This window comes from Brevibacillus reuszeri, from assembly GCF_001187725.1.
Taxonomy (GTDB): Bacteria; Bacillota; Bacilli; order Brevibacillales; family Brevibacillaceae; genus Brevibacillus; species Brevibacillus reuszeri.
Genome location: NZ_LGIQ01000005.1, coordinates 970,731 through 996,766 on the forward strand (window position 1 = coordinate 970,731; position 26,036 = coordinate 996,766).

The 26,036-nt window shown below is 48.3% G+C and carries 33 protein-coding genes, 1 pseudogene and 1 other annotated feature; of the genes and pseudogenes, 26 read left to right on the forward strand and 8 right to left on the reverse strand.

Annotated features, from left to right (window positions below):
• Nucleotides 1–29: 29 nt before the first annotated feature.
• From rodA to ADS79_RS08215, 4 genes are all read left to right on the forward strand, one after another.
• Nucleotides 30–1,160: a rod shape-determining protein RodA gene (gene rodA, locus ADS79_RS08200; protein WP_049737913.1), complete on the forward strand. Its 1,131-nt coding sequence runs from the start codon at nt 30–32 to the stop codon at nt 1,158–1,160.
• Nucleotides 1,161–1,394: 234 nt separating this feature from the next.
• Nucleotides 1,395–1,595, forward strand: coding sequence for a cold-shock protein (locus tag ADS79_RS08205; protein WP_049737914.1), 201 nt, complete (start codon nt 1,395–1,397; stop codon nt 1,593–1,595).
• Between the two features lie 170 nt (nt 1,596–1,765).
• Complete coding sequence (locus ADS79_RS08210) at nt 1,766–2,545, forward strand: M23 family metallopeptidase (protein ID WP_049737915.1); 780 nt, start codon at nt 1,766–1,768, stop codon at nt 2,543–2,545.
• A complete protein-coding gene (locus ADS79_RS08215) occupies nt 2,538–3,374 on the forward strand; it encodes a M50 family metallopeptidase (protein WP_049737916.1) in 837 nt (278 codons plus the stop codon). Before ADS79_RS08210 ends, ADS79_RS08215 begins: the two co-directional genes overlap by 8 nt.
• Before the next feature lies 1 nt (nt 3,375).
• On the opposite strand, the gene ADS79_RS08220 is transcribed toward ADS79_RS08215, so the two are convergent.
• On the reverse strand, nt 3,376–3,918 hold the full coding sequence (locus ADS79_RS08220) for a GNAT family N-acetyltransferase (protein ID WP_049737917.1): 543 nt from the start codon (nt 3,916–3,918) through the stop codon (nt 3,376–3,378).
• Between the two features lie 125 nt (nt 3,919–4,043).
• Between ADS79_RS08220 and ADS79_RS08225 the strand changes: the two genes are divergently transcribed.
• The 9 genes from ADS79_RS08225 (at nt 4,044) to ADS79_RS08265 (ending at nt 11,261) form a co-directional block, all read left to right on the forward strand.
• Nucleotides 4,044–5,525, forward strand: a complete 1,482-nt coding sequence (locus tag ADS79_RS08225; protein ID WP_049737918.1) for an Rne/Rng family ribonuclease — start codon at nt 4,044–4,046, stop codon at nt 5,523–5,525.
• Between the two features lie 67 nt (nt 5,526–5,592).
• Nucleotides 5,593–5,669, forward strand: a sequence feature (ribosomal protein L21 leader region).
• 10 nt (nt 5,670–5,679) lie between these two features.
• Entirely contained in the window at nt 5,680–5,991 is a 312-nt protein-coding gene (gene rplU / locus ADS79_RS08230) for a 50S ribosomal protein L21 (protein ID WP_049737919.1), read from the forward strand.
• 13 nt (nt 5,992–6,004) lie between these two features.
• Nucleotides 6,005–6,355 carry a ribosomal-processing cysteine protease Prp gene (locus ADS79_RS08235; protein WP_049737920.1) on the forward strand — a complete coding sequence of 117 codons (351 nt, stop codon included), beginning with the start codon at nt 6,005–6,007 and terminating at the stop codon, nt 6,353–6,355.
• 7 nt (nt 6,356–6,362) lie between these two features.
• Entirely contained in the window at nt 6,363–6,656 is a 294-nt protein-coding gene (rpmA, locus tag ADS79_RS08240; protein ID WP_063230242.1) for a 50S ribosomal protein L27, read from the forward strand.
• Between the two features lie 107 nt (nt 6,657–6,763).
• Nucleotides 6,764–7,345 (forward strand): Spo0B C-terminal domain-containing protein, encoded by a 582-nt coding sequence (locus ADS79_RS08245; RefSeq protein ID WP_049737922.1) that lies wholly within the window; start codon nt 6,764–6,766, stop codon nt 7,343–7,345.
• 18 nt (nt 7,346–7,363) lie between these two features.
• Nucleotides 7,364–8,641 carry a GTPase ObgE gene (gene obgE, locus ADS79_RS08250; protein WP_049737923.1) on the forward strand — a complete coding sequence of 426 codons (1,278 nt, stop codon included), beginning with the start codon at nt 7,364–7,366 and terminating at the stop codon, nt 8,639–8,641.
• 80 nt (nt 8,642–8,721) lie between these two features.
• Nucleotides 8,722–9,318, forward strand: coding sequence for a PilZ domain-containing protein (locus tag ADS79_RS08255; RefSeq protein WP_236699913.1), 597 nt, complete (start codon nt 8,722–8,724; stop codon nt 9,316–9,318).
• A 276-nt stretch (nt 9,319–9,594) separates the two neighbouring features.
• A complete protein-coding gene (locus ADS79_RS08260; protein ID WP_049737924.1) occupies nt 9,595–10,044 on the forward strand; it encodes a DUF1641 domain-containing protein in 450 nt (149 codons plus the stop codon).
• A 38-nt stretch (nt 10,045–10,082) separates the two neighbouring features.
• On the forward strand, nt 10,083–11,261 hold the full coding sequence (locus ADS79_RS08265; RefSeq protein ID WP_049737925.1) for an NAD(P)/FAD-dependent oxidoreductase: 1,179 nt from the start codon (nt 10,083–10,085) through the stop codon (nt 11,259–11,261).
• 127 nt (nt 11,262–11,388) lie between these two features.
• Here ADS79_RS08265 and ADS79_RS35580 read toward each other — a convergent pair whose 3' ends face one another.
• Nucleotides 11,389–11,541 (reverse strand): hypothetical protein, encoded by a 153-nt coding sequence (locus tag ADS79_RS35580; RefSeq protein WP_162839511.1) that lies wholly within the window; start codon nt 11,539–11,541, stop codon nt 11,389–11,391.
• A 189-nt stretch (nt 11,542–11,730) separates the two neighbouring features.
• On the opposite strand from ADS79_RS35580, the gene ADS79_RS08270 reads away from it, so the two are divergent.
• From ADS79_RS08270 to ADS79_RS36600, 6 genes and pseudogenes are all read left to right on the forward strand, one after another.
• Complete coding sequence (locus ADS79_RS08270; RefSeq protein ID WP_049737926.1) at nt 11,731–12,174, forward strand: ACT domain-containing protein; 444 nt, start codon at nt 11,731–11,733, stop codon at nt 12,172–12,174.
• Between the two features lie 107 nt (nt 12,175–12,281).
• Nucleotides 12,282–13,583 (forward strand): homoserine dehydrogenase, encoded by a 1,302-nt coding sequence (locus ADS79_RS08275; RefSeq protein ID WP_049737927.1) that lies wholly within the window; start codon nt 12,282–12,284, stop codon nt 13,581–13,583.
• Entirely contained in the window at nt 13,583–14,668 is a 1,086-nt protein-coding gene (gene thrC, locus ADS79_RS08280) for a threonine synthase (protein ID WP_049737928.1), read from the forward strand. The genes ADS79_RS08275 and thrC overlap by 1 nt, the downstream gene beginning before the upstream one ends.
• Nucleotides 14,665–15,594: a homoserine kinase gene (gene thrB / locus ADS79_RS08285; RefSeq protein ID WP_049737929.1), complete on the forward strand. Its 930-nt coding sequence runs from the start codon at nt 14,665–14,667 to the stop codon at nt 15,592–15,594. The genes thrC and thrB overlap by 4 nt, the downstream gene beginning before the upstream one ends.
• Before the next feature lie 23 nt (nt 15,595–15,617).
• Nucleotides 15,618–16,481 (forward strand): prephenate dehydratase, encoded by an 864-nt coding sequence (gene pheA / locus ADS79_RS08290; protein ID WP_049737930.1) that lies wholly within the window; start codon nt 15,618–15,620, stop codon nt 16,479–16,481.
• Nucleotides 16,482–16,628: 147 nt separating this feature from the next.
• Nucleotides 16,629–16,682, forward strand: a pseudogene (locus ADS79_RS36600) (LysM peptidoglycan-binding domain-containing protein); the annotation flags it as partial.
• Nucleotides 16,683–16,801: 119 nt separating this feature from the next.
• Here ADS79_RS36600 and ADS79_RS35980 read toward each other — a convergent pair.
• The 4 genes from ADS79_RS35980 to ADS79_RS35995 all read right to left on the reverse strand — a co-directional run bounded on the left by ADS79_RS35980 (nt 16,802) and on the right by ADS79_RS35995 (nt 18,040).
• Nucleotides 16,802–16,987, reverse strand: a complete 186-nt coding sequence (locus tag ADS79_RS35980; RefSeq protein ID WP_236699936.1) for a hypothetical protein — start codon at nt 16,985–16,987, stop codon at nt 16,802–16,804.
• An 11-nt stretch (nt 16,988–16,998) separates the two neighbouring features.
• Nucleotides 16,999–17,181 carry a hypothetical protein gene (locus ADS79_RS35985; RefSeq protein ID WP_049737931.1) on the reverse strand — a complete coding sequence of 61 codons (183 nt, stop codon included), beginning with the start codon at nt 17,179–17,181 and terminating at the stop codon, nt 16,999–17,001.
• Nucleotides 17,182–17,271: 90 nt separating this feature from the next.
• Nucleotides 17,272–17,610, reverse strand: coding sequence for a hypothetical protein (locus ADS79_RS35990; protein ID WP_236699937.1), 339 nt, complete (start codon nt 17,608–17,610; stop codon nt 17,272–17,274).
• Nucleotides 17,597–18,040, reverse strand: coding sequence for a hypothetical protein (locus ADS79_RS35995; RefSeq protein ID WP_049737933.1), 444 nt, complete (start codon nt 18,038–18,040; stop codon nt 17,597–17,599). Before ADS79_RS35995 ends, ADS79_RS35990 begins: the two co-directional genes overlap by 14 nt.
• Before the next feature lie 141 nt (nt 18,041–18,181).
• Here ADS79_RS35995 and ADS79_RS08310 point away from each other — a divergent pair, with 141 nt between their 5' ends.
• On the forward strand, nt 18,182–19,210 hold the full coding sequence (locus ADS79_RS08310) for a phosphotransferase (RefSeq protein WP_049737934.1): 1,029 nt from the start codon (nt 18,182–18,184) through the stop codon (nt 19,208–19,210).
• Nucleotides 19,211–19,282: 72 nt separating this feature from the next.
• On the opposite strand, the gene ADS79_RS08315 is transcribed toward ADS79_RS08310, so the two are convergent.
• Nucleotides 19,283–21,271 (reverse strand): bifunctional 2',3'-cyclic-nucleotide 2'-phosphodiesterase/3'-nucleotidase, encoded by a 1,989-nt coding sequence (locus ADS79_RS08315; RefSeq protein ID WP_049737935.1) that lies wholly within the window; start codon nt 21,269–21,271, stop codon nt 19,283–19,285.
• A 185-nt stretch (nt 21,272–21,456) separates the two neighbouring features.
• Between ADS79_RS08315 and ADS79_RS08320 the strand changes: the two genes are divergently transcribed.
• Nucleotides 21,457–22,035 carry a BofC C-terminal domain-containing protein gene (locus ADS79_RS08320; RefSeq protein WP_049738177.1) on the forward strand — a complete coding sequence of 193 codons (579 nt, stop codon included), beginning with the start codon at nt 21,457–21,459 and terminating at the stop codon, nt 22,033–22,035.
• Nucleotides 22,036–22,057: 22 nt separating this feature from the next.
• On the opposite strand, the gene ADS79_RS08325 is transcribed toward ADS79_RS08320, so the two are convergent.
• Complete coding sequence (locus ADS79_RS08325) at nt 22,058–23,146, reverse strand: hypothetical protein (RefSeq protein ID WP_236699914.1); 1,089 nt, start codon at nt 23,144–23,146, stop codon at nt 22,058–22,060.
• Nucleotides 23,147–23,274: 128 nt separating this feature from the next.
• Here ADS79_RS08325 and ADS79_RS08330 point away from each other — a divergent pair, with 128 nt between their 5' ends.
• The 5 genes from ADS79_RS08330 to ADS79_RS08350 all read left to right on the forward strand — a co-directional run bounded on the left by ADS79_RS08330 (nt 23,275) and on the right by ADS79_RS08350 (nt 25,992).
• Nucleotides 23,275–23,466 (forward strand): hypothetical protein, encoded by a 192-nt coding sequence (locus ADS79_RS08330; protein ID WP_049737937.1) that lies wholly within the window; start codon nt 23,275–23,277, stop codon nt 23,464–23,466.
• Nucleotides 23,467–23,659: 193 nt separating this feature from the next.
• Nucleotides 23,660–24,160 (forward strand): crossover junction endodeoxyribonuclease RuvC, encoded by a 501-nt coding sequence (ruvC, locus tag ADS79_RS08335; protein ID WP_049737938.1) that lies wholly within the window; start codon nt 23,660–23,662, stop codon nt 24,158–24,160.
• The gene (gene ruvA, locus ADS79_RS08340; RefSeq protein ID WP_049737939.1) at nt 24,157–24,774 is read left to right on the forward strand and encodes a Holliday junction branch migration protein RuvA; all 618 of its coding nucleotides are present in this window, start codon (nt 24,157–24,159) and stop codon (nt 24,772–24,774) included. The genes ruvC and ruvA overlap by 4 nt, the downstream gene beginning before the upstream one ends.
• A 4-nt stretch (nt 24,775–24,778) precedes the next feature.
• A complete protein-coding gene (gene ruvB / locus ADS79_RS08345; RefSeq protein ID WP_049737940.1) occupies nt 24,779–25,777 on the forward strand; it encodes a Holliday junction branch migration DNA helicase RuvB in 999 nt (332 codons plus the stop codon).
• On the forward strand, nt 25,774–25,992 hold the full coding sequence (locus ADS79_RS08350; protein ID WP_049737941.1) for a DUF2905 domain-containing protein: 219 nt from the start codon (nt 25,774–25,776) through the stop codon (nt 25,990–25,992). Before ruvB ends, ADS79_RS08350 begins: the two co-directional genes overlap by 4 nt.
• The last annotated feature ends 44 nt before the right edge of the window (nt 25,993–26,036 follow it).

Below are 26,036 nucleotides of genomic sequence, written 5' to 3' on the forward strand. Positions count from 1 at the left end.
GGGGAGTCACGTTTTCTAGGAGGAAATGTATGGACCTGGAAAAACGTTATTTAAAAACGCTGGACTGGACCATTATTATGATTTTGATAGGGCTCGGTGTGTTCAGTTATCTGGGTATCTCAGGATCGGCAGCTGGGGTTGACAAGGCACATCAGCAAGTAACGTGGTATATTATCGGATTTACCGTGCTTGCTGTTATGTTGCTTTTTGACTATCGGTTGTTCCACAACACTGCATATATCCTGTATGCTTTTGGGCTCATTTTGCTGATTGGTGTATTCGAAACGAAACCGATCAACAATACGACCAGTTGGTATGATCTTGGACCTGTATTGTTTCAACCATCCGAGCCGATGAAGCTATTTACCATTTTGACCGTTGCCAGGTTTATGGCAAAGCGTGCAGATGATCCGGATCGATTTTACTACTTTTACAAATTGATTCCTGTCGCTTTGCTCGTAGGAGTCCCCTTGCTGCTGATTTTGCTTCAGCCTGACTTGGGAACGTCATTGGTATTTATGGCGATGCTGGCTACTATGCTGATCGTTGGTGGGCTCCGCTTGAAGCACACTGTGTATTTGCTTGGATTGATCGGCAGCTTCTTTGGGACAATGACCTTGCTGTACGAGTACAGGCAAGACATTTTCTTTAAAATCGTCAAGCCCTACCAGTGGGATCGGGTCGTATACTGGATGGACCCGGATATTGATGCGATGGGGAAAGGCTTTCAGCTCAAGCAGGCGCTGATCGCGATTGGCTCCGGTCAATTGTTCGGAAAAGGAATTGATACGCCTACACAAGCCAGCTTCGGTTGGGTGCCGGTTGGTGAGAGTGACTTTATTTTCACTGTCATTGCGGAGAAGCTTGGTTTTGTTGGAGCCGGCTTCCTGATGATTTTGTTTTTCTTTTTGATTTACCGGATGATTCGTATCGCGATGGAAGCCAAAGATCCATTTGGGTCTTATGTCGTAGCCGGAGTTGTAGGGATGCTTACCTTCCAGGTATTTGAAAATATTGGAATGACGATCCAATTGATGCCGATCACGGGAATTCCGCTTCCATTCATCAGCTACGGGGGGAGCTCGCTGGTTACCAACTTCATGATTATGGGTGTCGTCCTCAACATCGGCATGCGCAAAGACAAGCTGCGCTTTGACTAAATGCGTGACAAATGGAAAATCGTATGATAAAATCATCCTAAGTTAACCATTTTTACAAGTTATAGTGATTTGATTGATTGGTTATGGGTCGTACGATTGTGAGTGACGTCACCATTTGTCAATCGCAATTCGTATGGCTTTTTTTCCTTGACGCAAAAGGCTTATCTGTAAAAAAGAGGTTAACGCTACACTCTTTCGCCTTGCGGGGCGTAATGTTCAGGGAGGTTTTGTTTCATGCAACAAGGTATCGTAAAATGGTTTAATGCAGAAAAAGGATACGGTTTCATCCAAGTTGAGGGTGGCGACGACGTATTCGTACATTACAGCGCGATCCAGACAGAAGGTTTCAAATCTCTGGACGAAGGCCAAAAGGTTGAGTTCGAAATCGTTCAAGGAAGCCGTGGTCCACAAGCTGCTAGCGTATCTAAACTGTAAACTTCGACAGATTCGAAGGCAGTCTCTCAATGGGGAGACTGTCTTTTTTGCGTTTTGCGCACGAATGGGTGCCACTAAGAATCACCGGCACTCCTCAGTACAGGGTACGTCATAAAGCAGGTAGACAAGTCATAGGATAGTACAAAGGCTTGGCCTGCGGAGGGATGTACATGTTCGGTGAAGTAGATCGGGTAAAAGAAAGAAGACGCGAACGATTGGAACGAATCCGTACGCAGTCGCGTGACAGCTATTCTCCCTTTGTGGATGATTGGAAAGATCCTATTGAGCCGACACCAGACCCGTTTAGCTTCCAGCTGCGGGACGATGATTCGATGAATCAGCGGCCTTCTCATGAAAAATGGGGCCTGCAAATTCTCGCTTCTGTGATTTTGATCGGGATGGCGTATGTGTTGTTTCAAACGACATTGATCCCGGCATCATGGAAAAATCAGGCGCGTGAAGTAATGACGCGTGATTTTAATTTTGCAGGCGTAGCGGACTGGTATGAGGCGCGATTTGGTTCTTTACCAACGCTATTGCCTTCGTTAATGGGGCCGAATGCTGTGCCGGCAACAGGAACAGGCAAAAAAGAAGCAGTCTGGAGGCTGCCTGCTACCTGGAAGGTGGTCAAAGCATTTGAAGCAAAGAGTGCAAAGGTCGTACTGGACACAGGGATGGCAGCGGACGTAACGATCGGAGAAATGGGCTGGGTCGCGTTTGTCGGAGAGCAGCCTGGCTTCGGTACGACTGTGATTGTCCGTTTGACCGAGGGGCGTGAGGTCTGGTTCGGCAATTTGGATGGGGTAAAAGTAACCAAAGACGAGGTGCTTCAACCAGGGCAAGAAATTGGGACTGCCCGTGCTGTCAACAATACGTCACGACACTTGTATCTGGGATTCAAAGCCGACGAACAGTTTGTAAATCCACTGGATGTGATCCCCTTTGAATAGGGGCGGATGGCTTGGAATAAAAGTACGGATTCATTTGCTCTTTTGGGCAGTGATTGGCCTGTCCATTGTGACAGGTCATTTTTTGGAGGTCATCACTTTATTTGCAATCGTTCTGATCCACGAAATCGGGCATGTGGCAATGGCGCGAGAGCTGGGCTGGACAGTTACAGAGGTGCAGCTGCTTCCGTTCGGTGGTGTAGCTACGATGGAAGACGCGTATGCGACAGACCCGCTGGACGAAATTGTAGTTGCCTTAGCTGGCCCATTTTTAAACATCGTCATGATGGGCGTATCGTTTTTGTTTTGGTATGCGGATTTGTGGACGGAGGAGTGGGCACGTTTTTTCCTAGTGAGCAATGCGACGATCGCCCTGTTTAATTTACTACCGATCTGGCCGCTAGATGGCGGACGAATTATGCAGGCCATGTTTTGCTGGTTTTTGCCATACCGGAGTGCGGCGCTTCTCTCTTTGACGAGTAGTACGCTGCTTGCTGGAATTCTGGTTGGCTTTTCGGGTTTGGATATGCGCGTGAATTTGCTGGTGATCGGAATCTACTTGCTCGCTGTAAACATTCAATCCTTTTTGAAATTTCCGTATCAGTTTTTCCGGTTTTTGATGGAAAAATATGTGCGCGAGCCGGATGAACATTCCGTTCATGCCTTGACGGTCGCACCTCATGAGACAGTGCTGACCGTCACTCATAAGCTGCGGAGAGGGTCCTCGCATTTGTTCTACATACAGGGAGCCGGTCTGTTGCCAGAGGAAAGACTTTTGCATGCGCTCTTATTTGAGCAGAAGCATGATGCAAAGATCGAGACTCTGCTCTAGATTACAAGCCAGTGGAAGGGCTCCATTCCAGTAGCCAGCAATCTCGCATGCTTCCTTCATGCGATTCGTGCAAAGGAAGCATTTTTACTTTGACGAAGCCGCACTTTTCATAACATCGCAGTGCACGTTCATTCGAAATCTGTGGATCCATGACCACCTTTTGCACGCCGACCACGCTTGCTAGATACTCAAGCATCGTCTGGACAAGCTGTGTCCCGATGCCACGGTTCCAGAAATCAGGTTCACCGATGAATTGATCCATGCCATAGATGTTGGCTGCACGCTCGTAGCCGTATTCTGCTTTGTCCTCATTATCCAGTGCATAGAATTGCACATAACCGATGGGCTTTGTAGCATGGATGATCAAGCAACGAGTAGCAGTATCACCCTCATCAAAAAAATGCTTCTGAACGAGAGCAGCATCATGCGGGCGATCGCGCCCCTCGTAGTATTGCAAAACACGCTCATCCGACAACCATTTTGCAAGATGCTGGGCATCCTCTTGCTGCAGCCTGCGAATCAACCAATCTCCAGCCTGTATCATCGCACCTCACCTCGTCTCCTGATTCGTCTTTTCTTTTCCAAATGCCTATGATAGATTACTTCCTATGAGTCTGATAGTCCTTCTAGCGGACAAAGATTTGTACGGATGTATAGGGAGTGACAGTAGTGAGACAAATTGCAATTAGCGGAACGGGCGGACGGGTACGTGCTGCCTTACTGGAAAAAGGACGGCTGCGAGAATGGCGAACAGAGCATGAAAGCTCGGAGGTTATGGCAGGCGAGATTTTTCTCGGGCGTGTGGCGGATGTCAAACCAGGCATTCAATCGGCCTTTGTCGATATTGGAACGGATAAAAACGCGTATTTGTATGTGGATGACACCTTACCTAGAGATGGGGCAGGGGCGCAGACATCGAAGCAGGCGATTAACGAGCGGATTCACGTAGGAGAAAAAATACTGGTGCAGGTCAGCAAGGAAGGCTCTGAACTAAAAGCACCAAAGCTCACCATGCGGATCAGCGTTCAGGGGCGATTTCTCGTCTTTTTACCCAAGGAAGAGGGAATATCCATATCCCGTAAAATCAGTGATCGGGAAAAGCGCCAGAATCTTGAGCAGACACTTGTGCCGCTGCTGGAAAAAGGCGAAGGCATTATCATTCGGACGGAGGCAGCTGAAGCCGATGCAAGACAGCTGATTGATGAGCTGGATTATTTGCGAGAAAGCTGGCAGGAGACACAACAGCAAGCGGCAGGAATGAAAGGTCCGGGACGTGTAAGTCGCACGGGGGCATGGCTTGAAAGCGTTTTGCGTGAATTTTTATCACGCGGAGTGGATGAAGTGATTGTAGAGCATGCCGCGATCCATCAGCAAGTTAAAGCGTTTATGACCGTGTTTGCTTCCGATCGCTTGCAAGTCCTGCGCTGGTATCAGGGGAAACAGCCGATTTTTGAGCAGCTTGGCGTCGAAGCGGCTGTGGAACGCACCCTGCAAAGACAAGTATTCTTGAAAAGTGGTGGCCATCTGGTCATCGACAGGACGGAAGCCATGACGGTGATCGATGTAAATACAGGTTCGTTCACCGGGGGAGGCGGTCAGCAGCGTGAGCAGGCGGTCACGGCAACCAATCTGGAGGCTGCGGAGGAAATCGCGCACCAGCTGCGTCTTCGTGATATCGGTGGCATCATTCTCATCGACTTCATCGATATGAAAGAGCAGGCAAACAAGGAGAAGCTCTTGTCGGTTTTCAAGCGTGAGCTGACACGTGACGATGTCCCTACGACGGTGCTCGGGATGACGGCATTGGGGCTGGTGGAGATGACGCGCAAAAGGGTTCGGCCAAGTCTGTCAGAAAGAATGACGGAGCCATGTGTTGCCTGTGGTGGTCATGGGCGTGTATGGTCGACGGATGAGATTTACCATAGGCTACAAAATGAGATTGCTGCCTTGAAAAGCAGACAGGATGCTGAAGCAGTGCTGGTACAACTGCCGACTCGCCTGTATCACAGCCTCACCGAGCGCAAGGAGCATGAAGGCTGCGAGTGGATAGAGAGCGTATACAAGCTGCATGATCCATGGCTAAGGCCGGATGAATACCGGATTGTTTACGTTGGCAATGACACGGAAGCAAAGCGCTTGTACGAAAGATAGAAGCAAATGTCTTGACTGGGCTATGACTGCTATGATAATCTAATGGTTGTCATGCAGCTATGCCTCGTGCATACTGTAACCGCACGAATCAGGTCACAAGTCGTCATTTTTGGCGCACCTGTAGAGGCGAGTCTGAGTATAGGAGGTGCACACAGTGTACGCAATTATCGAAACCGGTGGAAAGCAATACAAAGTTGAAGAGGGAGCAGTTCTCTTCATCGAGAAATTGGCTGATGTTGAAGGTGAAGTAGTTACTTTTGACAAGGTTCTCCTCGTGAGCAAAGACGGTTCAGTTACAGCAGGTACTCCTACTGTAGCTGGTGCAACGGTAACTGGGAAAGTAGAAAAACACGGTAAGTCTGCAAAAATTATCGTGTACAAATACAAATCCAAGAAAAACTACCGTCGCAAGCAAGGTCACCGTCAACCATTCACTAAAGTTGTGATCGAAAAGATCAACGCTTAATTGGTGACTTGTTATGATTGAAGTGATCGTGAACCGTGCATCGCACGGGATCCATGAAATTAGTATTTCCGGACATGCCAATGCGGGTGCCTATGGAGCGGACATCGTTTGTTCTGCTGTATCGGGCATCAGCTTTGGTGTATTAAACGCCATTCATCCTTTGACAGGAATCACTCCTGATGTCTCTGTCGCACAAGAAGGCGGTGGGTTCTTGAAATGGACGCTCTCCTCCTCGGAGGATGAGGCCATACTAGAGAAGCAGCAGCTTTTGGCAGAGGGCATGATTATTGCTCTGTTGTCAGTGGAGGCGCAGTACGGAAAATACGTAAAAGTGCAAGATGATAAATGGCAAGGAGGTGTCTGATATGAATATGCTGTTTAATTTGGACCTTCAGTTTTTCGCTTCGAAAAAAGGGGTAGGTTCCACAAAGAACGGTCGCGACTCCATTTCCAAACGTCTGGGTGTGAAGCGTGGTGATGGACAATTCGTTACTGCTGGTAACATCCTCGTTCGCCAACGCGGAACGAAGATTTATCCAGGAACTAACGTGATGAAAGGCGGAGACGACACTCTGTTTGCAACTGCAGATGGCGTTGTTCGTTTCAAACGTCTGGGCCGTGATCGCAAGCAAGTTGTGATCGAGCCAGTTGCTTCCGAAGCATAATATCTGGAAAGAAAAAACCCAGCTACTTAGCTGGGTTTTCTTTTTGCCCGCTTTTTTTTGTGATACAATAGGTAGGAAAGAAATTCTTATCGACTTGGGTGAATGAGATGGGGTACGAGCGGAGACTGTTTACACAGCAGACCGACCAGCTGCTGGATGTTTTGAACAGGCAGCGGCATGACTGGTTGAACCACGTTCAGGTTCTGCTCGGCTATTTGCATTTGAACCGTACTGAACAGGGAGAGGCGCATTTGAAGCGAATCGCGCAGATGGCTATGCAGGAGTCCATGGTGGCTCGTCTGAATAGCTCCCTTTTGTCCGTCTTCTTCTTGACATTTAATGCGCTGAACAAGGACATGCTTTTGGAAGTAGACGTGTGCAATCATGTGGATCTCACGCGAATAGCTTTGGACGAAAAGCATTTGTTTCAGTTGGTGTCAGAGATATTATGCACAGCGAACGATCACGTAGACCAAAGCGGGTACGAGCCTGCGAACATGCAAGTAACTCTATCTACTGGCGAGAGTGGCGTTCATTTTCGTTTTGACCTGGCCGGAGGACTTTGTGCATCCGGATTGGAAGAATTGGAAAAACTGATACGTAAAAGCGAACAGAGTACGGTGGAGGTCACCGAGTGGATACATACGGAAAAAGAATGGGTCCTGGATTTGGTGGTTCCATTCGCGTAAAGGAAAGAAGGTGACACCATGTTTGTCGATCAGGTAAAGATTTATGTAAAAGGTGGAGACGGAGGAAACGGAGCCGTCTCTTTTCGCCGGGAAAAGTACGTGCCCCTCGGAGGTCCAGCGGGTGGTGACGGTGGACGCGGTGGAGATGTTATTTTTGTCGTAGATGAAGGCTTGCGGACATTGGTAGATTTCCGCTATCAAAAGCATTTCAAAGCACCTCGCGGGGAGCATGGACGCAATAAATCCCAGCATGGTGCCGGTGCAGAAGACATGTATGTTCGGGTGCCTCCGGGAACGACCGTCATTGACGACGATACCAAGGAAGTCATTGTAGATTTGGTAGAGCATGGTCAAAGTGCGGTGATTTCCAAAGGCGGCCGTGGTGGACGAGGAAATATTCGTTTTGCTAATGCGTCCAATCCAGCACCACACATCTCGGAGAACGGTGAACCTGGACAAGAACGGTACATCATGATGGAGCTCAAGCTGATTGCCGATGTAGGTCTCGTTGGATATCCGAGTGTAGGGAAGTCGACGCTATTGTCCAGCGTGACTGCTGCCAAACCGAAGATTGCAGCTTATCATTTTACGACGCTGACGCCTAATTTGGGTGTGGTTGATTTGGGGGAGCAAAGCTTTGTCATGGCTGACTTGCCTGGACTGATCGAGGGTGCCCACGAAGGTGTAGGACTGGGGCATCAATTCCTGCGCCATGTAGAGCGTACCCGTCTCATCGTGCACGTTATCGATATGGCGGGAGTTGACGGTCGTGATCCGTATGAGGATTATTTGCAGATCAATCGCGAGCTGGTCCTGTACAACCTCAAGCTAGAGGATCGTCCACAGATCGTGGTAGCAAACAAAATGGATTTGCCAGAAGCGGAAGAAAACCTGAAAAGCTTCAAGGAAAAATTGCCGGATGTACGCGTATACGAGATTTCCTCTGCAACTAGACAAGGTGTGCAGGAATTGATGTATGCAATCGGTGATTTGCTGGCAACCATCCCGGAAAAAACAACCGTCGAGGAAGTTGTGGAAGTGGAAGAGCGCGTGGTCTTCCGCGCGGAAAAAGAACCGGACGGATTCGAAATCACAAAGGACGACGAGGTATTTGTTGTCAGTGGTGAGAAGATCGAGAAATTGGTACGCATGACGAACCTCAACAGCTATGACTCGGCACAGCGCTTTGCGCGTCAAATGCGCGGCATGGGTGTGGACGATGCACTGCGTAAGCGCGGAGCGAAAGACGGAGACACCGTACGTATTGGTAAGCTAGAGTTTGATTTCGTGGAGTGATGACAAAGACAATGATTGATATCCCATCCCTCACCCCATTTATGGCGGATAAACGGCTCCAACGAGGTGCTGTTTTGCAGATGATGATCTCTAAACAGGTAAAAACCCCGATTCAAGTAATGATCGAGCATGTAAAAAGTGGCTATCTTGTGGTTTCGCATGAGATGAAGCCAGACGCGATACCGGATTTGCTCGGATCAACAGTACGTGTTCGATGGGAAACGGATGCGGCTGTCAATACCATTGATTTGGAAGTAGTTTCGGAACAGACCGTATGGCCAATCAGGCTCCTCGCCATGATCCCGATCAGTGTCGGTGTAGAAATAGCGCTCAAGGGCAAGCTGGATGTGCTTCCGCCTGACAGCGTCATCTCTGTTCCCTATAAAGTGATGGGAGCAAGACCGATCGAGGAAAAAGGACAAGCCCTCCTCCTTAAATTTTCTCCTACGCGTCTTGTGCTCGCGACGGATGGCTATGTATCAAAAGGGGAATTTCTCCACTTGTCATTCACGGTTCCTTCCTCCAACCAGGAGATTGTCGGCATGGCAAAAGTGGTAGAAAAGAATTTCCAGGATACACAGACAGTCATTGAACTAATTTTCACAGATATTAATGAAAAGCATCATCAAATCATCAAAGATTACTATAAAAAGCTCGTTACTGCCGCTTCTTCCTAATGAAGCGGTTTTTTTCCTTTGCTGTTCCTTGAAATAAGGTATATAGTAGAGTACATAGAGTTCTAAATCGAGCCTGTTCAACAACAGATTTGAATTTTCGTTTTCCTGTATTTGTTTGTGAAATCATGCACTACTTGATTATTTCGTTAACATGCATACTTCACTTTGTGAAAAATATAACAAACAAGCTAAGCTGGGAGAATGGCGGCCTTACTCGTATGAACAGGCATCGAGAATAAGAGGCCTCTATTTCAAAGCAAAGGAGGACGTTTTCCTATGTCTCAAACAACTACGCAACAAGCTGCTGCTGAAGTAGCAAGCACAGCTACACTGGCACCTGAGCAACAATTGGATGTGCTCGATCAGTTGATGAAACCGGAAATCCAAGAGTCATTAACCGTATTGGTGGCAAACCTGCCGAAACTGGCTGAAATGACAACAATCCTGACCAAAACGTATGATTTGGTGCAAACAGTAGCAACAGACAAAGTGTTGATCGACGATCTCAAAGGCGGTATGGAAGAGTTCGTGAAACCGATTTCCGACAAAGCAAAGGGCATTGCGCAAGCCGCTATCGAGGCGAACGATCGTGCGCATGTGGAAGCATCCACAGTTGGCTTGTTTGGTATGCTCAAAATGCTGAAAGATCCGCAAGTACAAAAAACATTGCGTTTTGCTCAAGCATTCCTGGAAGTTCTGGCTGAACGTCAACAAGAAAAGCGCTAAATCAATTACGATTGAAAGACAAGGACGGAGGATTGGGCATGGCGAAGCATATTCTGATTCTAGGCGGCGGTTATGGCGGATTGCTCTCCGCATTGACTGCACGCAAATACATGACAGCTGAAGAAGCATCCATCACAGTAGTAAACCGTTTTCCTTCTCACCAAATCATCACGGAGCTGCACCGTTTGGCAGTAGGAAACCTGTCCGAGCAAAACGTAGCACTGCCTTTGGACAGATTGCTGCGTGGCAAAGATATCGACCTCGTGGTTGATAGCGTAGAAAAAATCGGACTGGATTCCCAGCGTGTTACACTGGCTAGCGGCGAGTCCATCAAGTACGATGCACTGGTTATCGCTTTGGGTAGCGAAACGGCATTCTTTGGAATCCCTGGACTGCAGGAATACAGCTTCACGCTGAAATCTGTAGAAGAAGCAAACAAGCTGCGTGCTCACCTCGAAGAGCGCGTTATCGAATACGGAAAAAGCAAAAACAAAGCAGACGCAACGTTCGTGGTTGGCGGCGGCGGTTTGACAGGTATCGAGCTTGTTGGTGAATTTGCTGACATGCTGCCAGGACTGTGCCACAAGCATGGCGTAGATTTTGCAGACGTTTCCATCTATTGCGTAGAAGCAGGTCCATCCATCCTGGCAGGCTTTGCTCCTGAGCTGGTTGAGCGTGCAAAAACGAGCTTGGAAAAACGCGGTGTGCAGTTCCTGACAGGTGTACCAGTAACCGAAATGAAAGAAACAACTGTATGCCTGAAAGACGGTGGCACCATCGAAACCAAAACAATGGTTTGGACAGGTGGCGTTCAAGGAAATCATGTAGTAGCTGAGTCCGGTATTGAAGTAAACCGTGGTCGTGCTACTGTAACTGAATTCATGCAATCCACTTCCCACCCTGATGTATTCCTGGCTGGTGACAGTGCAGTAGTTATGGGTCCAGAAGGGCGTCCATTCCCACCAACTGCTCAATTGGCTTGGCAAATGGGTGAATTGGTTGGCTACAACCTCTTCGCTCACTTCAAAGGTACAAAAATGAACAGCTTCACGCCAGTATTCTCTGGTACTTTGGGTAGCCTGGGTCGCAAAGATGCAATCGGAACAATCGGTGCTAGCCAAATCAAGCTGAAAGGTTTGCCAGCGACCTTGATGAAAGAAGCAAGTAATGTTCGTTACCTGGCTCACATCAACGGTTTGTCTTCTTTGGCATACTAATCCAAATCCATACCCACATGAAAACCCGGGGCGTTATGCTCCCGGGTTTTTTGCTGTGAAAAATGTCTCGATGTGACCGCTTGCGGTCAAACAAAGCAGTCATGATCGTTTTGTATTGTCCTGATGCCTACCCGTTCCCGCTAGGATCTTCGATGATGTTCGGGGATTGGGCCATTTTTTTGCCCTTTGTGTTGTCGCCAAATTGCTCGAGACTGCTCGGCTTTCCAGCTGGATGGTTGTTGCGACGCTCTGATTTATCTGACTTTCCACGCCCTGCCATATCCATGTCACCTCCTCATGCCAACGGTCATCTCTAGTCTGTACGAAGGCTAGCCTCATCATGTAAGCCCAGGTAAACCGAATATAATTCCACGAAAAAAATTAGCTGCAAGGATTGTCAGAGGAGGGGGGAATCCGTTATAATGTCCTCTATGAAGAAACAACTGTTTTTCTCAGGAGGACATTACAGGTGAAACGGGAAGAAAAATTTTACTTGATTCGAGCCGACATCCTGCCTGAATCGATTGCGAAGACGATTGAAGCGAAAAAAATGCTGGAATCGGGTGAAGTGGATACCGTCAATGAGGCTGTTGATCGTGTAGGGTTGAGCCGGAGTGCTTTTTACAAGTATAAGGACGGGATTTACCCTTTTAACGCGATGATGAGTGAAAAAATCATGACGATCACTTTTTTATTGGAGCATACATCCGGTTATCTGTCGAAGGTATTGACCTTTGTAGCAGATCAAGGCGGCAACGTACTTACCATTAACCAGACGATTCCGCTGCAGGGGATTGCGACGATTTCCATGTCTGTTGATATGGCCTATATGCGCGTATCCAGCACGGAATTTTTGGAAAACCTGCAACAAATTCCCGGCGTCCGTAAAGCGATGATCGTCGGCAGAGGGTAAGAAAACCTATTGAGGCTTGATTTAGAAGACCGACCGCGTTAAGGCGGAATAAGCGCTTGCGGTTAAAAATTCTTTTACGTAAAGAGAAGGGTAGGAGAAGAGAGACGATGGAGAAGCAAAACATTAAATTAGGCTTACTGGGATTTGGAACTGTAGGTACAGGGGTTGTGCGCATCATTTCCGCACATCAGGAGGATTTGCAAAAGCAGACCGGACTTGGCATTGAAATTACGAAGATTCTGGTGCAAAATGCGGAAAAATCCCGCCATATCTCGTCGGTGGACAGCTTAGTGACAACCGATGCGAATGAGATTCTACAAGACCCGGAAATCGAAGTCATCGTTGAAGTCATCGGCGGTATTCATCCAGCCAAGGAGTACATCCTCGAAGCATTGGAGCGTGGCAAGCACGTTGTCACTGCAAATAAAGACTTGATGGCTCTGCATGGTGCCGAAATTTTGAACAAGGCGCAAGAAAAAGGCTGTGACGTCTTCTATGAAGCCAGCGTAGCGGGAGGTATTCCGATTCTTCGTGCGTTGGTCGAAGGTTTTTCGTCTGATCGCATTACGAAGATGATGGGAATCGTAAACGGAACAACAAACTACATTTTGACCAAAATGAGTCAGGAAGGCGCAGAGTACGCAGATGTATTAAAAGAAGCGCAAGCGCTAGGATATGCAGAAGCGAATCCGACCTCCGATGTAGAAGGCTTTGACGCAGCTCGCAAAATGGCCATTCTGGCAACCCTGGGCTTCCGTGTCCCAATGAAGCTGGAAGACGTAGACGTAAAAGGAATCAGCGAGGTAAGCAAGGAAGACATCGCGTATGGCAAGCAATTGGGCTATGAAGTAAAGCTGCTTGGACTTGCGCGTCGTGATGAAGAAGCCATTGAAGTGAGTGTACAGCCTACACTCGTTCCGAAATCGCATCCGCTCGCTTCTGTAAATGGTGTGTTCAACGCCGTATATGTACATGGGGAAGCGGTAGGCGAAACGATGTTCTACGGTCCAGGGGCAGGTGAGCTGCCTACAGCGACAGCCGTCGTCTCTGACCTGGTTACGGTTGTGAAAAACAGAAAGCTCGGCGTAAATGGTCGCGGCATGGTTGCACCATATAAAGAGAAAGTCCTCAAAGACAACAGTCAAAAATTATCCAAATATTTCCTTCGTATCGTCGTTGCAGACAAACGCGGCGTGCTTGCACAAATTACACAGCTTTTGGCTGATAAGAACATTTCGCTGGAGCAGGTCATTCAGCAGCCGTACAACAACGAGGGCGAAGCTGAGATCATCATGGTCACACACATATCCTCCAAGAGCGATATGGACAGCGTGTTGGTATTCATGGAACAAATGGATATCGTTTCAAAAGTAAAAAGCTGCTATCGTGTGGAAGGTGGAGACAAATAATGAGTTCAGATCTTCGTAGTTCAGGCATTATCGCGCGTTACCGGGAGTTTCTTCCGGTCACAGACAAAACTCCACTCGTTAGCCTACATGAAGGAAGCACACCACTGATCCATGCGCCGAATCTTTCCAAGCAGCTAGGTGTTGAGCTGTATGTCAAATACGAAGGATTGAATCCGACTGGCTCGTTTAAAGACCGCGGCATGGTCATGGCTGTTGCCAAGGCTGTAGAAGAAGGCAGCACAACGATCATGTGCGCTTCTACAGGCAATACGTCAGCTGCTGCGGCTGCCTATGCCGCTCGTTGTGGACTGCGTTGCATCGTTTTGATTCCAAGCGGGAACATCGCCTTGGGCAAGCTGGCACAAGCAATCGCCTACGGAGCAGAAGTGATCGCGATTGACGGCAATTTTGACGAAGCACTCAACATCGTTCGGGAAATCACGGCAAAAGAACCGATTACACTCGTTAACTCTGTAAATCCGTATCGGATTGAAGGTCAAAAGACAGGGGCGTTCGAAGTGTGCGACGTGCTCACAGACGCACCAGATATTTTAGCAATTCCAGTGGGTAATGCAGGCAATATTACAGCGTACTGGAAGGGCTTCAAGGAGTACAAGGCTGCTGGCAAATCAAGCAAGCTGCCGAAGATGTACGGCTTCCAGGCTGCAGGGGCTGCGCCACTCGTACTGGGTAAGACAGTGGAAAATCCTGAGACCATCGCTACAGCGATCCGAATCGGGAATCCAGCCAGTAAAGCAGGAGCACTTGGGGCCATCAGTGAATCCAACGGCCTTGTAGATAGCGTGACTGATGGGGAAATTTTGCAGGCGTATCAACTGCTGGCAAAGAGCGAAGGTGTTTTCTGCGAGCCGGCTTCGGCTGCGTCCTTGGCGGGAATCATTAAGCTCCATCAGGCTGGTCAGCTTCAGCAGGGTGTGAAAGTGGCTTGCGTTTTGACGGGAAATGGCTTGAAAGACCCGAATATTGCCTTGAAGCTCGTTGGGGAAGAGCCACGTTCCGTTCCAGCAACACATGAGGCGGTCATGGATCTCGTTCGCCAAAAAGAAAGAGAAGTAACGTCATGATGAGTAGTGTTGTAAAGGTAACCATCCCAGCCAGTACAGCAAACCTGGGCCCAGGGTTTGATGCCTTGGGAATGGCGTTTCAGCTCTATTCGATCGTGGAAATGGCAGTAAGTGACAAAACGAAGATCGTGCTGGAAGGTAAGGAGCTGCAGGGCACACCCGCTGATAAAAGTAATCTGCTCTATCAGGTAGCAGCAGGATTATTTCAGGATGCGGGGCAGCCTGTACCCGAGCTCTCAATTCGTGCCGCGAGTGATGCTCCACTGACACGTGGCCTCGGAAGCAGTGCTGCTGCCATCGTAGGAGCTCTGGTTGCAGCGAATCACTTGGCAGGTGAGCCGTTTACCCGTGAACAATTATTTGCCAAAGCATCTCAGATGGAAGGCCATCCTGATAATGTCGGGGCATCCATGTTCGGTGGAATAGTGGTTGCAACGATGCCAGATCAGGATGGGGCATCCATCCCTTATGTAAAACTTCCCGTTCCAAAAGGCTTGCAGACTCTTGTCGTTATTCCAGAGTTTCCGTTGTCAACCGAAAAAGCGCGAAAAGTATTGCCGCAGGTGTACAGTAAGCAGGATGTTGTATATAATGTTGGTCATAGCAGTTTGCTCGTTGCCGCGTTAGCGCAGGGCAGACTGGACCTGATGGGACAAGCGATGGCGGATCGATTGCATCAGCCATACCGCGCCGAGCTTGTACCTGGCTTAAAAGACATTCTGGACAATGCTACTGATCACGGAGCGGTAGGCGCTGCTTTGAGCGGTGCAGGACCCACGATTCTGTGCTTTTTCCAAACAGAGGAAGAAGCGGCCAGACTTCGTGAGTTCGTGGACAGGGTGATGAACGGACACGACATATCGTACCGCATCATGATATTACAGCCGGACGAGCATGGCGTACAGGTAGAAATCCATCAGAGATAGAGAAAGTGGATAGGAGTAACGCCATGGAGAAGAAACTCGCTTATCTCGGACCACGAGGAACCTTTACGGAAGAAGCGGCTCGCGCTTTGACCGCAGGACAGAAGCTGTCACTCGTGCCGTATCCGAGCATTATCGAAGTGTTAAATGCTGTTGCCAAGGAAGAGGTTGCTTTTGGAGTCGTTCCAATGGAAAACTCGATCGAGGGAACCGTCAATTCGACGCTGGATTGGCTCATTCATGAAGTAGATCTGCCGATTTTGGCGGAGCTTGCTCTGCCGATTACGCAAAATCTGCTTGTCGCCAAAAGAGAGCATTCACTTCCGTTATCCGAAATAACAAAAGTGCTGTCACACCCGCAAGCGATCGCCCAAAGCCACAATTTTCTACGAGAAAATTTGCCTGGCGCCGCTATCGAGTATGTAAACAGTACAGCGTTTGCTGCGCAAATGGTCAGTGAGAACCCGCAGGAGCCATGGGCTGCTGTTGGCACAAAACTGAATGTCGAGATTTATCCACTGGAATTTGCACAAGAACAAATTCAAGATTATTCGAATAACTACACACGGTTTGTTCTTGTGGGTCAAGAGCCTTTGGATATGCCGGCTTCTTCAAAAGAAAAAACAACGATTTTGGTTAACTTGCCAGAAGATTTTCCAGGAGCGCTCTATCAAGTGCTGGCTGCTTTTGCGTGGAGGAAAGTCAACCTGTCGAGAATTGAATCACGCCCGACCAAAAAGGCGTTGGGAAGCTATTATTTCGTGATTGATATTGAGCAAAAAATGGATGATGTTCTGCTTCCAGGCGCTTTTGCAGAAATTGAAGCGATTGGCTGTCAGGTGCGTCAGTTAGGCACCTATCCATTTTATTTGCAGCAAGCCAATTCTTAGGAGTTGGCTTTTTTCTTTTTGTCGTTGCATTACCAACAAGGAATAGCCTCCAAGGAGCAAAAAGCCCATGGGTGCATACCATGGTAGGGAGTTTTACGCAAGGGAGGAGAAAGAGTGAGGATTCACGTAGTCCAAAAAGGCGACACGATGTGGAAGATCGCCAAAAAATATGGCGTCGATTACAAGGAACTGTTACGCCTGAACAATCAAATCAAAACTCCCGATACGATCTATCCTGGAGCGAGAATCAAGATTCCGGCGAAACGTGTGCCAGTACGACCTCAAGACAGACAAACACCTCACCCCATGAGTGAGGCCCCTTATGTAAAAGAGCGGCCGATCACCGAAGAAGGTCCAGAAGTCCCAGAACAGATTGAGCGCAGACCGATTGAACCAGAGGAAAAAGAGGAAGTGCGGATCGAATCCGAGCATGAGACGCGTCCTGCACTACCACCGACTACTCCACCACCACCGCCAACAACTCCACCACCGACTGCGCCACCCAAAGAGGAACCTGTTAAACCTGCGCCAACTGTCTCACCGGAATCGCTACCACCGCCTGTTCCATTGCCTCAACCAACAAAACCGATTGCACCACTACCAACAGCACCTTATGTTCCACCGAATGCCAACCTGCGTCAACAACCAGTCTTACCGCCAATGCCACAGGCGCTACCACCAATGCCACCGGCTCTACCACCAATTCCTCCTACCCGGGTAAGTCCTTATATTTATCAACAACCAATGCCACCCAATATACCGAATGTACCGCCGATGCCGCCGTCACAAATCAGTCCTTTCCAACAGATGAGGCCACCTGCTTTGAATTGTCCGCCATGCTATCCGCCGGTCCAGATTCAACCGACCCGGCCACCAAGTCAGGTACTCCCATGGCAGCAGATGCAGCCGCCGCCACAAGTGCGTCCAATGCCACCGATGAAGCAGCCTCAACAGGTTCTTCCGTGGCAGCAGATGCAGCCGCCACCACAAGTGCTTCCAATGCCACCGATGAATCAGCCTCAACAGGTTCTTCCGTGGCAGCAGACCAAACCGCCACAACAGATAAGCCCGTTTCCGTTTCCGCCAACGAAGCCACCTTCGCAGGTACGTCCAACTTACTCACCGCCACCAGTGAGTCCATCCCAAAAGACCAAACCTAGCCGACCTACTCCGTGCCCGCCTGGAACAGCACCTTTGAGGAGGCCGTCGCCAACCGAACCATTGGTGTCACCAGAATTCATGCCGCCACCTGGAATTGGGCCTATGCTGCCATTCCCACCACCGTTTCCACCACCATTCCCGCCACCATTCCCGCCACCATTCCCGCCACCGTTTCCACCGCCGTTTCCACCACCATTCCCGCCACCGTTTCCACCACCATTCCCACCACCAATGCCAATGCCATGCCCGCCAATGCCGATGCCATGTCCACCAATGCCAATGCCATGCCCACCCAAGCCACTTAAACGACGTCGTACAAAAAGACAGAGTTGTCCAGAGATCGTAGAATCGTCATCGTCATGCGATTGTCCTCCGGAAGAATTCGCAAGCAAATACACGACTAGCCGAGGTCCTCAGCCATTTCGCAACAACATGATGTTTCCACCTTCTCCGTGCATGTCTTCCATGCCTGAAAAAGGGGTATGGCCGAATTGGGGAGATGGACATGATGAATCCTCTTCTTACTGAAAGGGACGGATATGAACAAGGGACTCATATCTTCACTTGAAAAAGCGTTTCGCTGTCAGATTCACGGGGTAAAACCAAAGCGAAATGTGAATCTGCTGAAGACGGACCGGGGCCATTGGATCATCAAGGGGTATAAACAGCTGGATAAGGCAGTGTGGGTTACCGAGCTGGCAGATGCTTTGAGACAAAAGGGATTTCTGCACACCGTTCATTATGTACCGGATGAGACAGGAGCAAAAATTTTCCCCTATGAGAATCAGTATTACACGATCATGAAAATGATTGACGGACAGGAAGCTGATAACGGCTCGTTGTTCGATGTGAAAAAAACAGCGGAGACTCTGGCGCGATTTCACGTGGCAGCACAGGGCTTTCCTGTCGCACAATCATATGCTTATGAAGGCAAGCTGGCTTTACTCGACAAATGGGAGAGCCGGTTAGAGTATTTCGAGAGGCTGACGTGGTCTATCGAGCAAAATGGCCCCCAAAACAAGCTGGAACAGATCATTGAACAGATGTCTGGAGCCGTGATTCGCGATGGGCAAGAAATTCTTCAATCAGCCTACAAGCTGCCGCTTACCCCGGAATTGTTTGGGGCAATGGAACGGGGCACACTTGCTCATCGGGACGTAGCGAGTCACAATTTCCTGATCACACAAAAAGGAAACTGCTATTTAATTGATCTGGATACAGTGGGTCATGACCTGCAGCTTGTGGATTTGGTCCAACTGATGTCGCGTATGCTTTTGTTGCAAGACTATCGAATGGATTCATTCGTCGAGGCAATGGAAGCCTATAGCAATATCAATTATTTGAGTGATACGCAAATATGGGCCGTTCATCAGCTGCTCCGTTACCCCGATAATTTTTTGCGTGAAGTAACGGGGCTGTACAGCAATCGCCCGGGCTATCATACACGTGGAGTTTTGCAGCTGCTTCAAATGGAGGGACGGCTCCACCAAAATCGGCAAAGCTTTTTGGATGCAGGTGAACGAATTTTTCAACGTTCGCCGTGGGGTCATTACCACTTTGTGGGATGAAACGATGATCGTGTATATTACGCAAAAGTCAAAAAAACATCCCTCAACAAATCGAGGGATGTTTTTCCGTGTTTATTTGGAAGCTGGTTTGGAAAGATCGATAGCGAATTTGGCGAAGCCGTTTTCCAATACGCTGATAAATTTCATGTTGGACATTTTTTCAGCGAATGGTTTTGCATCAGGAGAAGAAGTAAATGTTACATTTACTTTTTCTTTCACCGGGGTAAATTTCCAGTTATTATCAGCTGCCGGGTTAATATCTTTTTGGTCCAGGATGTAGTCGATTACAACTTGGCGGTTTTCATCTGGAGAGTCGATCACGATGTTTGAGCCATCCAGTCCAGGGAAGGAGCCGCCGCCGCTTGCACGGTAGTTGTTTGTAACTACAATAAATTTATCTTCTGCTTTTACTGCTTTACCATTGAAGGACAGGTTTTTGATCCGGTTTGCATCTTTGTTAGCGAGCGTGCCGTCAATCGCATATTTGGATGGCTGGGTTACGTCGATTTCATAAGTAACGCCATCAATTACGTCAAAGTTGTACGTAGGGAATGCTTCGTTAACAAGCTGTTGCTCTTCGGATTTTTTCACGTCGATCTGATTGAATTGACCAGCAGAGCGCTCCAGCCACTCTTTCAAAGTAGAACCGTTGATCAGAACTGCTTTGAGTGTGTTTGGATAGATGTACAGGTCAGAAACGTTTTTGATCGCGATGGTGCCAGCAGGAATGTTGGTGTAGTAGCTTGCGCCGTTACGTCCGCCTGCTTTGAATGGTGCACCTGCAGAAAGAACAGGGATGCCATCATATTCGGTACCTTTGATGTTTTTCTCTACGAACCATTTTTGTGCATTGGTTACGATTTGGATGGATGGATCATCTTGAACCAGTGCAAAGTAGCTGAAGATCGGAGAAGATGTTTTTCCTACAGCAGAGCGAACCCACTCAACAGTGTGGTCGTGATCTTCTTTTACAGCATTCAGGATGGATTGATCTGCGTCTGCGAGAGAAGCTTTATTCGCTTTATCGTAGATCGGAATCGCTTTGGTAGTTGATTCAGCTACTTTCCATTTTCCGTTTTCTTGTGTCAACGTGAGGTCAATCACGCCGAGGTTGTTGCCCCAGTAGCCAGGCATGACAGCAGGCTTGCCGTTGATGGTTCCTTTTTCGCTATCAACGCCAGGGATGTTTTCAAAACCAGGACCTGGGAATACGAGGTGGGAGTGACCGAACAAGATAGCGTCAATTCCATCGATTTTGCTCAATTGATAGCTCGCATTTTCCAAATTGGCAGCGTTTTCAACTGGGCCGAGACCAGAGTGAGGTACAGCGATAATGAGGTCTGCGCCTTTTTGCTTCATCTCAGGAATGAACTTTTTAGCAGTTTCCACGATATCTTTTGTAATGACTTTGCCTTCCAGATTCGCTTTGTCCCACTGCATGATTTGTGGAGGAACAAAACCGATAACGCCAACCTTCAGGGTTACTTCCTTGCCGCTTTCGTCCTTGAATTTGCGCTCAAGAATTTGGTAAGGGGTGAACAGGTTTTTGTCGTTGTTCGGGTTGTTGTCTTTGTCATCAATATACACGTTGGAGTTGATATACGGGAATTTCGCGCCTTTAAGGCTGCGATCCAGATGCTCCAAGCCAAAGTTGAACTCATGGTTTCCGATATTGCCAACGTCGTAATTCAGGAGGTTCATCGCTTTGTATACTGGGTGCGTTTCGCCGTCTTTCAAAGGGTCGATTTTCGCAACGTAGTCACCGAGCGGGTTACCTTGGAGCAGGTCTCCGTTGTCGATCAGGATGCTGTTTTTTGCTTCTTCACGAGCTTTTTTGATCAGGGTAGCTGTTTTAGCAAGACCAAATTCGTCAGTAGACTTGTCTTGATAGTAGTCATAGTTGACGATGTTAGTGTGGATGTCAGTAGTTTCCAACAGGCGGAGCTTAAGAGTGGAGCTGGTTGCAGCGCTTACAGGAGTAAGTGGGAAAGAAATGGCGCTAACAACCAAAGAGCTGCTGAGTAAAAACGCAGTCAGCATTTGCTTGTTCTTCTTTGTCATGTTTTGCATAACCTCCATAAGTTTAACAATAATGCCATGCAAAATAAGTTTATCACTAGAATAGTATAATTGGTAGATAGTCCCTTGAAATATGTCGTAAATTACGAATCTTGAGAGAGCAGGGTATGGTCCCCTTCATTCCTGGAGAGAATAGGAAAAAAGAAAGAGAAGGGGTTCATCGAAATATGGAAATAAATAGAAGATGGATGGTGTATACTTCGTGGGCACTAGCCCTCCTGGCTGGTTTGGTTGCGGGGTTTTTTATAGCAGATGCCAGCAAGGAAACAGGGCCACTGCGACAATGGTTTGCCACTGGCTCAAGCAGGTCTGTGGATGTAGCAGGTAAGCCTTACAAGCTTGTTCTTACACGGACGTATTTGTGCGGAGTAAGAGATGAGGAGCATAAGCCGACAAGTCTTACCCATTTAGCGGAGACGATGGTAGACTACAAAGGTTGGGAGATCGTATCTGTTGACTCCTCAAAAATGATCCTGATGAAACGTGAGCAGGATATTTCACCGGCATGTAAAGCCAATGGGCATTTTGGAATATCTGCAGACGGTATGCTGACACTGTTTCATGGGTTGCCATCTGAACAAGAGGTTGTTCAAACCTTTTATCGAATCAATACAGCAAAAATGGAGGCCAGACTCTCTAAAGACGATGTGGAGAATCTGAAGCGCGGAATTCGTGTGCGCGATTTGGCTGAGTATAATAGCATTTTGTCTACGTATGGAGAATTTCAATTAAATGATGACTACTAGGCTGCCCCGATTGAGGCAGCCTTTATTCTTTCAAGTCAATCGAAGTAATTCGCCAGCGCTCCCATGGAGAGAAACGGCGCAGAGTAAATGTCCAACGCTCTCTTTGATTGCCGTCATTTTTCGTGAAATAGTCGATATGAACAGGTACTTCTACCAGAAAGGGACCGCGTTCATCGGATGGAATCACAACCTCCGAATTTTTTACGGATGCGATCGACTGAAGCTTTTGCGGCAAGGTGAACCCATCAGTGGCCATGCGCATCGTATGCTCGTCGTGTTCGTGCAGGGCTGTGAGAAAATACTCAATCAGCTCTTCTGGCGGTGCACCGCTAATGGTGCTTGCCAAGGCACCTGATGCCTTCAGGATCATAAGACTGTGGCTAGGGTCTGGCTCCCTGCGTCGATGAGTGGAGCTGCCAAAAAAGTGAATACAAAAATGCCCGGGAAAATCATTGTCTTTAATGGCTCCGGCACCATGTGGCATGCCGTGCATAGATGCGGCATAGTACAGCCCATCTACTTCTACGAGAATCGCTCGCCGCTTCCAGCTCCATTTGCCTTGGTAAATGTGTTTCATAATCCGCGTATCTTCTCGGGTCAACGGCTGGACATCTGCATGTCGACTGCCTGCTCTGCGCTGCACTTCAAATCGTTCCCCTGTTTCGAGGTCGATAACTGTGCCATAGTCCATGCGGGCAAATGACTTTTTCACCTGTTCCCAGGGAACTGCTTGTCCGTAGTGGACCTTTTCCACCGAGCTTACCAATTCTTCCAGGCGTAGCTTCATTTCTTTGCTAACAATATATTGATGTGGTTTTTCTTTGTCAAACAACAGGCCGTCGTGATCGAATAAAAAGGTCCGTTGATTCACGGTCACCAATGCCCGCTGCCAATGCGGCTGAGACCGAGCTGGCACATATGGCGCGGCAAGAAGCTGAGAAGCAAATCGTTTGTCATGAAACGTGAGAGTCGAAATAAATAGAGAGGAAGGAGAAACCGAAACGGAAATTCTCACTTCGTCTTTCGCTTTTGCTTGGGTGTTCTGAGCAAACGACAGGGAAGAAACGAGCACAAGGAAGCTGCATAAAAACAGGAAAGCACGCCACAACACAATCACCTCCACTGCTATAGTGTGTCCAATGGAGCTAGGCGATGACGAGCAAATCTTGGTATCATAAGCAACTCAGCATTTCGCCATACTGTTTTCATACGGCGATCATGAAGGAGGAGTCTTTTAGCATGTCTACGATGCCTAGGGGTAGCTATAAAGACCAGTTCCACCAGCGTTTGTACGTTCAATTGAACCAGGGACACAACAAGCTCAATTATCGACAGATCAATATGATTAATGAGCAGATGCAGAGTGGCGTTGATGATTATGCCCATATGCAGCACGATGTGTCAGAGACACTTGGGATGAACAAACACTAATTGAAATGACGCCGTGTAACCCGTTCCCTTTTAGGGAGCGGTTTTTTATGTGACCGCTTGCATTCAAACAAAATGGTCATGACCGTTTTATTTGTGCAGGAGCGAAGTCTGTAATTCATGGAAATACACGTTCGCTTTTTAACCGCTTTGTGATACAGTAGAAGATAGAAATGTAGCACGCGGAGAGTGAATTATGCGTATTTTAGGAATCGATCCTGGCATTGCCATTGTCGGCTTCGGGATTGTCGATAAGCAGGGCAGCCAATTGCGTCCCGTCCAGTATGGGAGTATCCAGACCGAAGCGGGCTTGCCAGTGCCTCTGCGGCTTAAACAGATTTTTGAAGCGATGCAGAGTCTTTTGGAAACATATCGTCCTGATGAAATGTCGGTAGAAAAATTATTTTTCAATAAAAACGTGACGACTGCGTTTACCGTAAGTCAAGCGAGGGGCGTCATCCTTTTGGCAGCGGAGCTTGCTGGTGTGCCTATTCATGAATACACACCCATGCAGGTCAAGCAAGCTGTGACAGGCTATGGGGGCGCAGAGAAAAAGCAGATTCAGGAAATGACCAGGATGTTATTAAAGCTAAAAGAAGTACCAAAGCCTGACGATGTGGCGGATGCGCTAGGGATTGCAATTACGCACGCACAGTTCCGGGCGTATATTTCCATTTCGGAGGGAGTTCAGAAATGATCGATTTTGTAGAAGGCACGCTGTGCTATCTGGATTCGGAATACATAGTGCTGGAGACGGGAGGGATCGGATATCGCCTTTTTTGCCCGAACCCGTACCAGTTTGTTCGATACGAAGGCAGCAAGACCAAATTATATACACATCATCACGTCCGGGAAGATGCGATTCTGCTCTACGGCTTTGCTTCCCGAGACGAGCGTGATCTGTTCCGCAAGCTGCTCGATGTAAGTGGAATCGGCCCAAAAGGCGGATTGGCCATTTTGGCGGCAGCAACGCCGGAGCAGCTCGTCATGGCAGTACAGCAGGAGAATGTTACGTATTTAACGAAATTTCCTGGAATTGGGAAAAAGACTGCACAGCGCATCATTCTGGATTTGAAGGATAAATTGGTAGGATATACGCCATCTGCGATTTTGACAGTGGCTGCTGGTGACCTGACGGCTGGCGAACAGGCTGTTTCGGCGTTGAATGAAGCATTGGATGCACTGACGGCGCTTGGTTACTCAGATGGAGAGCTGCAAAAAATCAGAAATGCCCTATCGGAAAAATCAAAAGAGGGCGATGGTGTAGAAAAGCTCATCAAACAAGGGCTTGCCTTGCTCATGAGGGGGTAGGATTTTGGATCAGCGGATCATCACGACGCATATGAATTGGGAAGAGGATGCGGCGGAGCTGAGCCTCCGTCCTCGCTTTTTAAATGAATATATTGGCCAGCAGCACGTAAAGGAAAACCTGAAGATTTTTATCGAAGCGGCCAAAATGAGAAAAGAATCGCTGGACCACGTTCTTTTATATGGTCCACCCGGATTAGGGAAAACGACATTATCACAAATTATTGCAAACGAGCTTGGGGTAAATATCCGCACGACCTCTGGACCTGCTATCGAGCGTCCTGGCGATTTGGCAGCTATCCTGACTAACCTGCAGGAAGGCGATGTCCTTTTTATCGATGAGATTCACAGACTTAATCGAAGCGTCGAGGAAGTGCTGTATCCGGCAATGGAGGACTTTGCGCTGGATATTATCATCGGCAAAGGACCGAGCGCGCGCAGCGTGCGTCTGGATTTGCCCCCATTTACGCTGGTAGGTGCTACGACCCGCGCAGGCATGCTGTCAGCACCGCTACGCGACCGTTTTGGTGTTGTGAATCGACTGGAATTTTACACGGTGCCGGAGCTGACCTTTATCGTTTCGCGTGCAGCTGATATTCTGCAAGTTATCATTCGCGAGGGCGGAGCAGAGGAAATCGCGAGACGCTCACGTGGAACCCCTCGTGTAGCGAACCGTTTGCTGAAGCGCGTCCGAGATTTCGCCCAGGTAAAAGGCGAAGGCGTCATTACGACGGAGATCGCCAAGGAAGCGCTGGAACGCTTGCAGGTAGACACGTGCGGGCTAGACCATATTGATCATAAGCTGCTGCTTGCCATTATTGATCGATTTGATGGAGGGCCGGTAGGTCTTGATACGATTGCAGCTACAATTGGAGAAGAGTCACAAACCGTTGAAGATGTATGCGAGCCATATCTCATGCAAATAGGTTTCATGCAACGGACGCCACGGGGGCGTGTTCTTACCCCGAGTGCGTACCAGCACTTCGGGCGGGAGATGAAATCGTGAATCCTGTAGCCAAGCTACTTATTTTTGGTGGAGCTGCTTTGATCGTGATCGGTATCCTTTGGCAGGTAGGCGGGAGATTTTTGCCGCTGGGCCGCTTGCCGGGAGATATTGTGGTTGAGAAGGAAAATGTGAAGTTTTATTTTCCGGTCGTGACCTGTATTGTGATCAGTATCGTCTTGTCTCTGGGGATGTACTTGTTCCGTCTGTTTAAATAGCAAAAGCTTGCAAGGCAAAAACATCAAAGCCATCGGAGCGGGCT